Raw genomic sequence first — 13553 nt, forward strand, 5'->3', positions numbered from 1 at the left:
CACCTTCCCCGCTCGATACAGTAGGTTTGTTATGCACCCCATGGAAATCCGCACCCCTAGACTTCTTTTAAACGGCTTTTCTCACGCAGACGCACACCACGTTGCAGCCCTTGCCGGTGCCTACGAGATTTCTCGGTTTACACTGAACATTCCCTACCCTTACGAGCTATCGTCCGCGCAACAATGGATCGCCAGCCACGACACCATGTACACGCAAAAATCCGGCATTGTCTTTGCCGTGCGATCACCCACGACCATGTCGCTCATCGGTTGCGTTGGATTGAATGCGGACAATTGCCACCATCGCGGTGAATTGGGTTATTGGATCGGAACCGAATTTTGGAACAAAGGCTATTGCACTGAGGCAGCAACCGCCGCTGCCCAATTCGCCTTTGATTATTTTTCCCTGAACAAAATTACATCGCGGCATTTAGGCAGTAACAAAGCGTCTGGACGAGTCATGGAAAAATTGGGCATGAAGAAAGAAGGTATTCTTAAACACGAAATTTATAAAGAAGGCACGTATCACGATCTTCATGTCTACGGCCTCCTAAAAGACAATTTAGAAGTATTGCCGCTTTAACATCACGGATGATTAACAACCTTAGGATCGGCGCTTGAGCAAAAAATCCAGCGAATACCGATTAGCATCGAGCGGTGCCAACAACAAAAAGACAATTAAAATTAATCGCGTAAAAGTATGCCCATCAATGTCAAACAACGGTTGCTGCAAGGTGTGACCGTAGGTCGTCATCACCAATAAAAAACCAACGCCAATTAATGCAGCTCGCAATTGCAATCCAACAATAATTAAAAAACCAGTTATCAATTCGAAATACGGAACGCCATAGCCCAGCGTGACGAGCAACCACTCAGGAATCCAATACTCGGCAAAACCTTCAATAAAAAATTTTTCGGTGTGTGTTTTTACCGACAGGATAAAAACTTTCCAATATCCGGCCATAAAAAATAATAAGCCAAGAATCAAACGCACCATCAAATGCACAATGGGCCAATTGGTATGCATTAACACACAACCTCTCATGAATATTTTAGGAGCCTATTTTAAATAGGTAATGGCGAGACGAAGCTAAGACGCTTTTAATCAAGAATTTGGGAAAATATTCCTGAGATCAAAATATATTCATTAGTTTTCCGAACATTAAAATAAAATTGATGGAAGAAACTAAAAAATTGTAGGGGAGGGAACAGCCCAAATTGTGTTGATTATTTTATGTCACGATTTGGGCTTGTAAGAGTAGGAGAGTGCAATGATAGGAAATTACACAACAACAACTTGACCGCGATAGACACGTTTTGATTTTTGTCTATCTCCGCCAGAGCCCGCTTTCGGCTCTAGGCGAGTTTGACCTCGATACACTTTAACAACGTATCCAGGAGGTACCTCGGTTGAATTTGATGAACTTGGTGTGCTTGGACCATTTATTCGATCGATCCAACCATCACCGGCTTGAGTAAATATCTCTTTAATTACAGCTTTAAATACCGCATCTTTAGACTTTTCATACAAAGCCAGCAATTCTGACAAGACATCAGGATTAGCCAACTTAATACTGGGCTTATCCTCAGCAGGTGCTCGGCGACGAGCTTCTTTAATTAAATCAACAAGCGCTTTGGTATATTGCATGTTGGGCTCCTTGCTGAATACTTTCAGCGATGAGGTGAAAAGTGCCCTTATGACGAAGCAATTTCTACACCCATCATGACAATAGCGGCTTATTGCTTATTTAAAAGCTGATATGATCCGAGGCAACCACAGGAATGGCATCAATATTCACCTTTTGCTCTTTTCCGTCGTCCGCACGGCTTAATTGCTCCGAATTAACAATATCAGAATCTGCTAAACTTCTCTGAGGATTATCAATGCGGTCGTCGCCTGCTTCAACAAACGCCTCTCTGATTATGTCTTTTAAAGAGTTGTCATCAGTTTGCTTATAAAGACCAATCAACACCGTTAATACGTCGGGATTGGTAAGCTTAATGACACTTTTATATTCTTGAGGTGCTTTTTTTCGCGCTGCCTGAATTAAATCAATCAAAACTTTCGTGTATTGCATTTGATGATTCCTAATTATTTTTATCGACTGTCGGGTGAATGAAAATGCGATTCTGCCCAATAAAACCTGATTAAATACTTATTTAACAACCAGTAACGATCAATCAACCTTTTGCAGTAATTCAGCAATATCACCTTTAATAAAAGAACTGGATAACGCAGGATGAACATCGTGTTCCGATTGAACGGTATGAACTGGCGGAGATATTATTGATTGTTCGAGCTTCGATAACCAACCGTCACCAGCCTGCTCAAACACATCTTTTACAATATTTTTAAAGGCATTATCGTCTGACGCTTTATAAATGGACTCCAACTCAGATAAAACATTGGGATCCGATAATTTAATTCGAGATTTCACGTCAGAAGGGGCGTGTCGACGAGCCTTTTGAATCAAATCAATTAACGCTTTGGTATACTGCATTCTAGAAAATCCTTTGGCAGCTGGTCACTCCATTGTTAAAACGGCTAACAATACCTTCATTTGTTAAAGGTAAGACGTACGAAACAGCTGCTATCCAATAGTTATTGTTATTTATTCACTTGTCTGAAAGCGTAGCAACGGAATTCTCTACAATAACGAACCAAAATGCAGCATCAGTGCTTCATTTCTGAACAGAACTGTAAAAGAAACAACACAAATCATACGCATGAGCATTAGTTCATACAAATGTTTCAGCGGTTAGTTTAATCAACAGTTACCCGAAAATTCAACCAATGCGTATTCAATTACTTTCACGTCGTCTTTAGCAAGCTAACCAATATTTACACGCCGCAAAAAAGCAGTTGCTACATTTCAATATCAATAATTACTTCGGTATTTACCGAATTAGCAATAAAACACTGCTGGTGACTGTTATCGTGAATAGCTTTGACTTGATCATAAGAAGGCGCGTTTTCGCCCTGAAAAACCACTTTAGGCCTTAATATGACTTTGGTAATGGAGATACGACCGACATTATTTATTTCCATCGTTCCTACCGCATGATCGGTATAACTGTCGACAACAAGATGTTGACGAGCAGCGATGGATAAAAAAAACAACATGTGGCAACTCGACAATGAAGCCACAAAGGCTTCTTCGGGATCCACCGCATCGGCAGATGAATAGGGGGGAACAACCAGAGAAGGGGCGACGGAGGCGGGGACCTGAATACCTTCATCAAATTGCCAAATGTGCCTGCGACTGTATTTATTATTGGTAAATACTTCGCTTTTTCTGCGCGTCCATTTCACTAAAGCAAAGTGATCCGACATCCTACACCCCGTGCATCATCCATGTATATTTCTCGATCAAGAATATACAAATTATTATGTTTACCCTTTTGTAAACGATTTTTAACCAATATTAAATCGGTTTAACCCTTTTTTAACCTGAGAACACAGCAAAATATCTTTTCTCTATCCAACAGGAACTCAACCACTTATGAAACCTGTTCAATAAAACAGCGCCACTAAACAAACCACGTTTTCGTCTGAATGGCTCTCTGTTTTTAAAAATTCGCAAAAACAAAACGAATTCATCAGGATTTAAAATATAAACACATTTTTGCCCTAATGTTGAACATCTTATTCAAATAATTTTTGCAGTAACACACGCTAGAAAGGCATAGGCTATAGTCATCTACTCATTACTTGCCTGCTAAATTTTTTCTGTTTGATTCCATAACCGCCAGAAAATAACGACAAAAACCTCGGCTATAACCGCAGTAATAAGTCAACAATTGAGAAAACAGAACAAAGAAGAGAAGGGAAAAGAAGAAAGAGTATCAGAAAAGAATACAGCATTCGTAATTAACCTAGATACTACTTAATTACGAATGCTGTCTTGAAAGGTATAAAAAGAACTGAGTAATTGGTACTGATATTAACGATTAATTATTTTTTAAAGCCAAGCTTTTTCGCCCGTTAGATTAATGTTAATCCAGTGGTTCTTATTAATGCTTTCAGCGGCTTTAGCAATGCGGCTGCGAATGGTATCCATTTCTTCAATACTGAATGAGCGATCTTCTAACAAGATGTTCACTTCAATATCCAATTGTGGACCTTGAGAAACCATGCGCAATTTAAACTCGGCATCTAATTCGTCGGCAATTTTTTCTACTTCACCACGAATTGGCTGAGTCGATTCTTCGCAAACTTTGTAGTGAAGAATTTCGCGAATAGCACCCCAGAAGCTGCGAATTGGGAATATTAGGAAGAAACAACATACGACAATAACCATCGCAGGGTCAGCGTATGGAACCATCCAATCTAATTGAGTACCGCGGAAGAAAAACGCCGCCAAAAAGCCGACTAACACGCCCGCACTCAATAAGGTATCGCCGTACCACTGATCACGCTCAGCTTGTAATAATGACGATTGTTTGTCACGATTTTTACGATCGATATAAACCGTGACGATAGCGCAACCCACTGTACTAAATAGGGCGTAGAAAATTGCCGGTGTTGCAGCAACGTCTTTACCGCCAGAAATCAATACAGAGAACGCTTCACTTGCAGAGAACGTACAAATTGCTGCAAGTGTAATTGATTTTACAACAATGACTAAAGGCTCGAAATGCGCTTTCCCAAACGGGAAATTTTCGTCTTCTTTTTCAGATGCAATTAACTTTAAAACAACAAGTGAAAGAGTACTGAGTAAAACACTCAATAATGAATACACACCGTCAAAAAGAATGACGCCAGAGCTTGAAATCACACCGGATACAATTCCGACCAGCGCGTATAACAAAGCTGCAAATATCGATACCTTAATAACTTTTAACTCATCCATAGCACTTCTCCTTGGTAATAAATCGAAAGATTAATTCCTTGAATAAAGTTCAGAACACTAAATCTAAGCCTGAAACATCATTGTTATGCCACCTATGAAAAATTAATTTTCAGCAGTGAACATTAAGCAAGCAGTTTCTAAAAGGAAGTAACTCGGCCACCATTCAACAGCGCGAACAAACCCTTCGAGAGATAAAGCAATTCTCGAACGTAAGTCATAATGTTCTCAAAGCTAGAGAATATTATTCACGGCGCAATTTGATTGGTTTAATTCAGGAATAACTTCCTATGTCAAATTACCAGTCGCCTTTTAGAAAGCGGCTTTTATCCTTCCCTGTATTTTTGAGTTGCTTATTTTGTACTTTTGCAACTTACATAAATTAACTTGATTGTTAATTTTTAATTACATGCTCTTTCAAACTTATAGATACTACGCGCCGCCGAAGCGGGATAGCATTTGTATGTTTTAGCGTTTATATAATTAGTTTTGCCAAAACAAATTAGGATGAGATTTCTTCGATTTAATAAACACTATAAAGCTATGTTAACCGCCTACAGTGGATAAAAAGTCAAACAAACAACCCTGACCCGACCCAATAAACCCAACCTGTAATATCTGTTGGCTTTATTTGACGCGAAAATTACATTGTGAATTGCTTCTGGTCAAGTGAATCTCGCTTTTTTATGCCTTTTTTTTCTTAATAATGTCGAATTAATCTCTGTTCAAACTCGTAGATAAATTCAACACCTACGTCTATTCCTTCTACTCTATTCAGAATAAATTAATTCTGCGCCAAATTAAGATTTTCCAAATAAGAATTTTAATCACTCTCGTTTTGTTTAATTTTTAACTCGACCAAATTTCAGAATTCACAGCTGTCTAAACTCGCCTATATACCAAAAGACGAATCTCTTTAAAGAGTGAAAAACGAAGCAACTTTTTTATTCACCAGTGTTTTTAAAAAATAATACGTATCACCAGACGAGTTTTGGCCTTTAACCGCTTTACGTTTCTTAGTTTTTAACGCACTGACTAAAATAATTTCATCGCCGTCAAAAAATTTTTTCACTCTAGTGCAAGAATTTTTATTAGCGACAACAACAAATCATCGACGCTAAAACCCTAAAAATAGTCACGATTAATATAAAGAAGGAAGAAGATGAATTTTCCAAACAGGAATATTATTTTGGAAAAACACCAGTTAATAAAATTAGAACACCGAACGCTAAACACCTTTAATTAAAAACTATTAAAACTGGGAACCTTAATAGATAAAAAGATGAATAAATAAGAACGCGTTTTGAGAGGAGATCAGGATTGAATAAAAGTAGATGGTGCTTCAATGTTTTATTCAATCCCAACTGGGGGGAATCGCTGGTTCAATCAAACTAGATTAGAACCAGCCAAAGGAGACGTTATCGGAAACGCAAATTTTCAGGGGTAAGCTGGTCTACTCGGGTTTTACCCATTAATTTCATGTCGCGTTCTAACTCTGCCTTCATTAAACCAAGAGCGCGCTCAACGCCAGGTTGACCCGCCGCTGCCAACGGATACAAATACATACGGCCAACACCAACGGCTTTTGCACCCAAAGAAAGTGCTTTTAATACATGGGTACCACGCTGAACACCACTGTCTAGGATCACATCAATTTCATCGCCCACTTCGTCGACAATCTCTTTGAGTTGATCAAACGAACTGCGCGATCCATCCAACTGCCGACCGCCGTGGTTAGAGATGATAATTCCGGTACAGCCGATATCTACGGCACGTCTGGCGTCTTCTTTACTCATAATTCCTTTTAGGCAGAATTCGCCACCCCAGAATTCAACCATTTTGGCGACGTCGTCCCAGTTCATCGATGGGTCGAGCATGTTGGTGAAGTAATCGCCAATGGAGCTGGCGCCGCCGCCCATATCGATGTGTTCATCCAATTGCGGTAGCTTAAATTTTTCGTGGGTAACGTAATTAATGCCCCACATCGGCTTTAAAGCAAACTGCAACATACCGCCCAAGGTTAAGCGAAACGGTATCGAAAACCCGGTTCTTAAATCGCGTTCTCGATTACCGCCGGTAATGGAATCAACCGTTAGCATCATGACTTGGATGCCCGCCGCCTTCGCGCGCGCCATCATCGCTTCGTTAAGTCCGCGATCTTTGTGGAAATAGAACTGATAAACCTGAGGCGTATTCACTTGTTTAGCGATTTCTTCGAGACTCACCGTCCCGAGAGAGGAAACGCCAAACATGGTGCCGTACTTCTCACACGCTGCGGCAACAGCACGTTCACCTTGGTGATGGAACAAGCGTTGGAGTGCAGTTGGCGAGCAATACACCGGCATATCTAACTTCTGTCCCATCACGGTCACGGACAAATCAATGTCTTTAACACCCGTCAACACGCTAGGAATCAGATCGCACTCCTCAAAGGCAGAGGTATTGCGTCGATAGGTTGATTCATCGTCGGCACCGCCATCTATGTAATTGAAAATCGGACCCGGCAGGCGCTTTTTCGCCAATGTCCGGAAATCCTGAAAGTTATGGCAATCGTTAAGCCTCATGAAGAATACCTCTTATTATTAGACTTATAAGTTCAATGTGACGGGGAGGGACTATATCTTCAACACTTTTAGGGATGAATAGGATATAAAATAATAAACTATTTCCAAAACTTACATAATCACCCCTCTACTATTTCCGTTTAACGACTAATCAACCGAAATGAGCAGTACATCAAGAAGCCTGGAAACCCAATCCAGTGTCTTAAGGTTTAGTGGCACTCATTAAAAATAGCAGCATACCGCGATTATGGAGAACTAAAACCAACAAGAAGGGGACTTTAAATATACAAAGTCTGTGTGGAAAAAGAACGGAAAAAATAGGGGGAAAATAAAACGATAAACCAACAGAAATTAATCGTTTAAAACTCCAGTACCTGGAAACTGGAAACTGGAAACTCCGAATATCAGAGTTTCCAAAACTGTTTTATAGACCAAGCTCTGAAAGCGATGGAAAATCATCGGGACGGATGGCACCTTCCCAGGTAAATTTACGCTCAGACTCTTCAATGGCAACATCATTAATACTGGCGTGGCGTTCTTTCATTAAACCGTTTTCATCAAAGTGCCAGTTTTCGTTGCCGTAAGAACGGAACCAATTACCTTGTTCATCGTGCCATTCATAAGCAAAACGTACGGCAATTTTATCGTCGGTATAGGCCCAAACTTCTTTAATTAATTTGTAACCGTTTTCTTTTTCCCATTTTTTACTGAGAAATGCGACGATTTCTTCGCGGCCATTAATAAATTCTGAGCGATTACGCCATTGACTGTCTGGCGTGTACGCCATAGAAACAGCCTCTGGATTTTTTCCGTTCCAGGCGTCTTCAGCTTTGCGCGCTTTTACAGCGGCATCTTCTGCGCTAAACGGCGGTAATGGGGGACGTACTTGTGCGTTCATAACTCTCAATCCACTGCTGATAATAGTGAGCCCCCCGTTACCGAGGGGATGGTTGTGACAATTACTCTTTTAAGATAACCGTCTAAGCTCGATTTTAATAGACATCTAAAAAAGTATTTGTTCACCCAATGTATTATTGGTTTTTTAGGTTACACTGATTACCAAGACTTATAAGGCAAAAACTTACCGTTTAATGTCAGTAGAACACGATCCCCTTTTGGATCTTCAATTTTGTCGACTTCCATAGAAAAATCGATTGCGCTCATGATGCCGTCGCCAAATTTTTCCTGAATCACTTCTTTAAGAGTTTCTCCATAGACACCCACCACTTCGTACAAGCGGTAAATTAACGGATCTGTCGGCACCGCTTGATCCCAAATTTTGGTTGGATACACTTCCAGCGCAGTCGCCACTTCTTCGTCCAAACCAAAGTATTCAGAGATCGCTTTTGCTTTTTCAGCAGGCGCACTGTTCATACCCAAACACGCCGAAGCCAACCAAACAGGCGACATACCAAGCGCTTCACCAGCAACTTCCCAGGTAACGCCTTTCTCTAACTTGGCCGCTACTAATTTCTCGGTCATGGTCAGTTTATCCATCACAATCTCCTTAAAGTTATAAAAGTATTTGCTGTTTTATTGAATAAGAATCGGGTTTTGCCACACAAAAATTAAAGAGCTTCAAATGCTGTTAATTTCAAATTACTAAATGTTGTCTTTCTTTTTTCGGAACAACATAAAGTCGTTAGCGCAGAAAACGGATAAAAACGCACTGAAACGAATCGCCAATAACAGTATTGAGCACCTTAAAGCAGATCATGAAATAACATCGCTGAGGCATGCGTTTACGTTGCAATCATTTTTGCAATGTGGGTGCCAGATTTTTCTGCATACTTAAACTATTGATTTTTATAGAGATAGCGAAATTTTTCACAGCGGGTAGTACTACGAAAAATCGTAATTCACGATAACTCGTAACACGAATTACGAAATTTCGTAATTGGCCCGATACTTGAATTTACCTCAATGAATTTTTAACTATTTATTGAGTGAGCATCGATGCAAACTGCAATCAACCATGACTACGCAGACAGTGAAATAAACAGTCGCCACAACATTTACGAACAATTGTTTTTAAAAGCGTGTCATGCCCAGTTGATTATTGATCCTTTAGCAAATTCGGTATTGTCTTCCAATCAATCCGCACAAACGTTGTTTCATTTAACCGCCGAAGCTTTGCAAAAAGTCTCCGCCAGCCAATTGTTTACGCCTTCACTCGGCGAGCTGATTGTACTGAGCGAAGAGGCATTGGCTGAAGGTCACGCCTGGAATGGCGCTTTAGCGGTTGCAATCAACCATCAAGAAATAACACTGGAAATTACGGTTACCGCCATTGAGTACGATCAGAGAAAAGTTCTCTTATTTGTCTTGATCGACAGTAACGATTTACAACATAAACGCGAAAAATCCGATGCCAATCAGCACTATCAATCCGGTATGGGACACTGGAATAAAGTCACCCGAGTTTTTCAGGAATTTGAGCGAGAAAATCAACTGATTTTAGATGCCGCAGGCGAGGGTATCTACGGTGTTGATGTCAATGGAATCACAACGTTTATGAATCCGGCGGCAGAAAATATTCTCGGTTATCGCGCCGAAGAATTGGCCGGTACCGACATGCACAAAATGATTCATCACAGCCATTTGGACGGCTCTCATTTTGACTCCTGCGACTGCCCAATTCTAGAGGCATTTCGTGACGGCGTTGTTCACACGGTTGAAAAAGACGTTTTTTGGAGTAAATCCGGTCAACCCGTTTATGTGGATTACACCAGCACGCCCATTAAAGATAACGGTGTTATCGTAGGGGCAGTGATTGTATTTCGCGACGTCACTCAGAAAATCGCTGACGAACAAAAACTGTTATCGGCACTGAACGAAGTAGAGCAACTTAAAAATCGTTTGGAGCTTGAAAAAGCTTATCTTCAAGAAGAGATAAAATCAGAGTTTAATCATCACCAAATCATCGGTAACAGTACGGCCATTAAAGACATTATCCAAAAAATTCAAATGGTTGCGCCCACCGATGCAACGGTTCTTATTCACGGTGAATCCGGTACGGGAAAAGAGCTGATTGCCAGAGCCATTCACGAAACCAGTCGTCGCTGTGATCGCCCTTTAATACGGGTGAATTGTGCGGCCATTCCTGCGGAGTTATTTGAAAGTGAATTTTTTGGTCACATAAAAGGCGCATTTACCGGTGCTGCATCTGACCGAACAGGTCGATTTGAACTTGCCGATAAGGGCACATTATTCTTAGATGAAGTTGGCGAGATTCCTCTGCATCTGCAAAGTAAACTGCTGCGCGTATTACAGGAACAACAATTTGAACGAGTTGGCGGATCGAAAACTCACACCACCGATGTCCGTATTATTGCTGCCACCAATAAAGACTTACTAGAGAAAGTACGGCAAGGCAGTTTTCGAGAGGATTTATATTTTCGATTGAATGTTTTCCCCATTTCCTCAGTTCCATTGCGCCAGCGTATCGATGATATTCCATTACTCGCTCAACACTTTTTGAAACGCTCTTCCACGCGGACGAATAAACTCGGTTTAAAAATTCCATTGTCCGAATTGGAGAACCTTAAAAATTATTCCTGGCCCGGAAACATACGAGAACTAGAGAATATTATTGAACGGCAAGTTATTTTAAGCCAAGGGGAAAAGCTGCGATTTCCAGAGCTAAAACACATGGAAGAAACCTCAACCAAACCCGCACAAGCGGTCAATCAATTACTCAACGAGAATCAGTTCAAAGATTATCAACGCAGTAATATTTTATCGGCGCTGGAAAAATGCCAGGGAAAAGTGTTCGGTCATAATGGCGCCGCTGAGTTGTTGGGCATCAAACCCACCACGCTTTCATCGCGAATTAAAAAGCTGAAGATTGATCCCAAAAAATTCCGGTCCACATCGATCGGACACCGTGATTGAATCTTTATTTTCGCCGTAATGGCTAAACCAACAAAGAAACAATCTTAGCTCAACTTCATCTTCATATTAATAATAGACGATTCAAAACCGGCTTTTTCGTAAGCTTTTATAGCGGCGTCATTACCCGAATAAACATCGAGATAGGCGTATTCTATGCCTTTCGCTTTACTCCACTGAGTGAGCTCTTCGATGATTTTCTGATTAATACCCATGCCTCGAAATTCAGGATGGACATACATAAAGCCTAAATAGGCGTGCAGTTTGTGATCAAAGTAGGGTCTGGACTCGCGAATCAACGCGTACCCCGATGCAACAATGCGCTCACCAGCCTGTGCAACCACCACCACGGAATCATCATTGCGAATTAACTCGGCAATATCGTAGTAAGTAACCGGGCTATCCATGATAGACGTATTGTAGGGACGCTCTGCCTCAATGACGCCTTGTTCGAATTCCAGTAACGTCGGTAAATCCGCTAAGTCGGCCTGTCGATAAATGGTTGCCATACAATGTTTAACTCAAGCTGGTCGTTTAATTTGAGAGAATTTCAATTCTATAGCCAAATGATCGAATTACAGAAACCAGTGTTAAATTTTTATTATAAATGTGAATAAATGGCGTTGATTGCATTTTACGCACGACCTGTAAGCGATCACTTTTCAACCTTAATTAATACCCGCCAATAAAAAATACGGATAAAAAATGGCTAAGCGGCAAAAATAATTCATCTTTTCGTTGCGTATATACATAAAATATACTATAAATACACACGTGATTCACAACATATATCATTTTTCGTTCTTAATTCTAATCGATTAAGAACGTAGTATTACAGCGCAACTGAAATATCAGAGAACGAAGGGTATTAACATGACCAAGAAAGTAAGCAAAAAAGTTAAGTCACTAAAAAAATCAATCAAAGCTCGCAAAACACTTATTGCTAAGCACGAAGGTAAATTAAAAACCTTGAAGAAAAAGCTTAAGAAAGCAGCTTAATAATATTGATTCAAAAAAGAGGCGCCCAAGCGCCTCTTTTTTTAGGTATAAACAACATGTAAACGTTATCGCCAAATAACCCTGCTAGAATTTAACGCTTACTGATCGTATTGACGGAAGAGACAAATTCGAACTGTGACAACCTTCCACAAAAAACGTAACTGACTTACCCGCAACAGCAGCAGCCAGCAACGTCGAATACATTTCTGAATTCGTGCTTACACCCGATGAATTCAAACTCATCACAAATCTATTCTGTGCTCCATTCGAACAATTTTGAGAATTGGTAAAATTGGGTTCAAAAAATACCATCGCCGAACCTTCAAATGTTCTGATGTCTGTGATTGTTCTATTGGTGGCTTGCTCCTGGACAGCAAGCGCTAATCCAGGAAACAGCACAAAGCTCAACATCAACACAATCTGTCTCACGTAATTGTTCTCCATATATCATTAAAATAAACACTGAGAATTCACTCAAAGGAAGTGACTATTTTTCCTTTTTTATCTCAGCAAAATCGTTAAATTTAATGCCAATAAATATCGGCTGGCAGTGGGTAATCACTGTATTCAAAATGAATCACTCGACGACGTTTACTCGATACCATTTTGCTTGAAGCGTGTAGTAACAAGGGTCGCATAACGAGCGCATCACCGGCGTTCGCAATACAGTGAATAACCTCTAAATGACTGACAAACTCTGTAATTTCGGATTGAGTTAATATACCTTTGTCATGAGTATTGGGTATAACTTTTAAGCAGCCATTAGCCTCATTTGCATCGTCCAAATGAATTCGCACTGTTACCATGCGCTCCAATACAAATTGCGGTGGTTGAACGTGCAAGACATTATCTTTCAAGCTCCAAGGACCCCAATCATCACTATTAAAACGTTGATTCAGCGCAACGGTTTTGTCTTGATGCCACGTAACTAGCCAATTACTTTCTGGGGTTTTATCAAAAATAATCGCTCGCACCAATTTTGGTTCCTGTTGTAAATACTGCTGAGCGAGTGCTGTTACTGTGTTGGATTTAGAAAGTACGCTAATGATTGGAAACTTTTTCTCAGCGTTTCTTATGCCTCCAGAGTTTTTTCCCCAATCAACCGAAGTTATTTGCTCTCGTAAGTGATCGATGTCTTCTGCGGATAAAATATTAGGGATCAAGGTATATCCTTGATTCAACAACTTAGCCAAAACCAAACCTTTTGCATTTAATTTTCAGTAGTAAACCAACCAACACTGTAACATTC

General features: G+C 40.4%; 15 protein-coding genes. 3 read left to right on the plus strand and 12 right to left on the minus strand.

Translation table 11 applies throughout. The features are described 5' to 3' along the window. Positions 1–40 precede the first annotated feature (40 nt). Complete coding sequence (locus LU361_RS05795) at positions 41–583, plus strand: GNAT family N-acetyltransferase (protein WP_233087867.1); 543 nt, start codon at positions 41–43, stop codon at positions 581–583. A gap of 21 nt (positions 584–604) precedes the next feature. Here the strand turns inward: LU361_RS05795 and LU361_RS05800 are convergent, their stop codons facing one another. From LU361_RS05800 to cynS, 9 genes are all read right to left on the minus strand, one after another. Further along, positions 605–1027 (minus strand): DoxX family protein, encoded by a 423-nt coding sequence (locus tag LU361_RS05800; protein ID WP_233087868.1) that lies wholly within the window; start codon positions 1025–1027, stop codon positions 605–607. Positions 1028–1282: 255 nt separating this feature from the next. Continuing rightward, complete coding sequence (locus tag LU361_RS05805) at positions 1283–1648, minus strand: hypothetical protein (protein ID WP_233087869.1); 366 nt, start codon at positions 1646–1648, stop codon at positions 1283–1285. Between the two features lie 100 nt (positions 1649–1748). After that, a complete protein-coding gene (locus tag LU361_RS05810) occupies positions 1749–2078 on the minus strand; it encodes a hypothetical protein (protein WP_233087870.1) in 330 nt (109 codons plus the stop codon). A gap of 99 nt (positions 2079–2177) precedes the next feature. After that, positions 2178–2501, minus strand: coding sequence for a hypothetical protein (locus LU361_RS05815; protein ID WP_233087871.1), 324 nt, complete (start codon positions 2499–2501; stop codon positions 2178–2180). A gap of 365 nt (positions 2502–2866) precedes the next feature. Continuing rightward, the gene (locus LU361_RS05820; protein ID WP_233087872.1) at positions 2867–3334 is read right to left on the minus strand and encodes an OsmC family protein; all 468 of its coding nucleotides are present in this window, start codon (positions 3332–3334) and stop codon (positions 2867–2869) included. A 628-nt stretch (positions 3335–3962) separates the two neighbouring features. Beyond that, positions 3963–4853 carry a cation diffusion facilitator family transporter gene (locus LU361_RS05825; protein ID WP_233087873.1) on the minus strand — a complete coding sequence of 297 codons (891 nt, stop codon included), beginning with the start codon at positions 4851–4853 and terminating at the stop codon, positions 3963–3965. Positions 4854–6268: 1415 nt separating this feature from the next. Beyond that, complete coding sequence (locus LU361_RS05830) at positions 6269–7414, minus strand: alpha-hydroxy acid oxidase (RefSeq protein ID WP_233087874.1); 1146 nt, start codon at positions 7412–7414, stop codon at positions 6269–6271. A 424-nt stretch (positions 7415–7838) separates the two neighbouring features. After that, positions 7839–8312 carry a nuclear transport factor 2 family protein gene (locus tag LU361_RS05835; protein WP_233087875.1) on the minus strand — a complete coding sequence of 158 codons (474 nt, stop codon included), beginning with the start codon at positions 8310–8312 and terminating at the stop codon, positions 7839–7841. 158 nt (positions 8313–8470) lie between these two features. Continuing rightward, positions 8471–8911 (minus strand): cyanase, encoded by a 441-nt coding sequence (gene cynS, locus LU361_RS05840; RefSeq protein WP_233087876.1) that lies wholly within the window; start codon positions 8909–8911, stop codon positions 8471–8473. A gap of 459 nt (positions 8912–9370) precedes the next feature. On the opposite strand from cynS, the gene LU361_RS05845 reads away from it, so the two are divergent. Continuing rightward, the gene (locus tag LU361_RS05845) at positions 9371–11308 is read left to right on the plus strand and encodes a sigma 54-interacting transcriptional regulator (RefSeq protein ID WP_233087877.1); all 1938 of its coding nucleotides are present in this window, start codon (positions 9371–9373) and stop codon (positions 11306–11308) included. 44 nt (positions 11309–11352) lie between these two features. On the opposite strand, the gene LU361_RS05850 is transcribed toward LU361_RS05845, so the two are convergent. After that, complete coding sequence (locus LU361_RS05850) at positions 11353–11814, minus strand: GNAT family N-acetyltransferase (protein ID WP_233087878.1); 462 nt, start codon at positions 11812–11814, stop codon at positions 11353–11355. Between the two features lie 364 nt (positions 11815–12178). On the opposite strand from LU361_RS05850, the gene LU361_RS20110 reads away from it, so the two are divergent. Continuing rightward, positions 12179–12304, plus strand: coding sequence for a hypothetical protein (locus LU361_RS20110; RefSeq protein ID WP_286206430.1), 126 nt, complete (start codon positions 12179–12181; stop codon positions 12302–12304). A gap of 84 nt (positions 12305–12388) precedes the next feature. Here the strand turns inward: LU361_RS20110 and LU361_RS05855 are convergent, their stop codons facing one another. Both LU361_RS05855 and LU361_RS05860 read right to left on the minus strand, forming a co-directional pair. Next, a complete protein-coding gene (locus LU361_RS05855; protein WP_233087879.1) occupies positions 12389–12733 on the minus strand; it encodes a hypothetical protein in 345 nt (114 codons plus the stop codon). Between the two features lie 95 nt (positions 12734–12828). Next, entirely contained in the window at positions 12829–13467 is a 639-nt protein-coding gene (locus LU361_RS05860) for a phytanoyl-CoA dioxygenase family protein (protein ID WP_233087880.1), read from the minus strand. Positions 13468–13553 lie beyond the last annotated feature (86 nt).

The organism is Sessilibacter corallicola, assembly GCF_021290925.1.
Classification (GTDB): Bacteria; Pseudomonadota; Gammaproteobacteria; order Pseudomonadales; family Cellvibrionaceae; genus Sessilibacter; species Sessilibacter corallicola.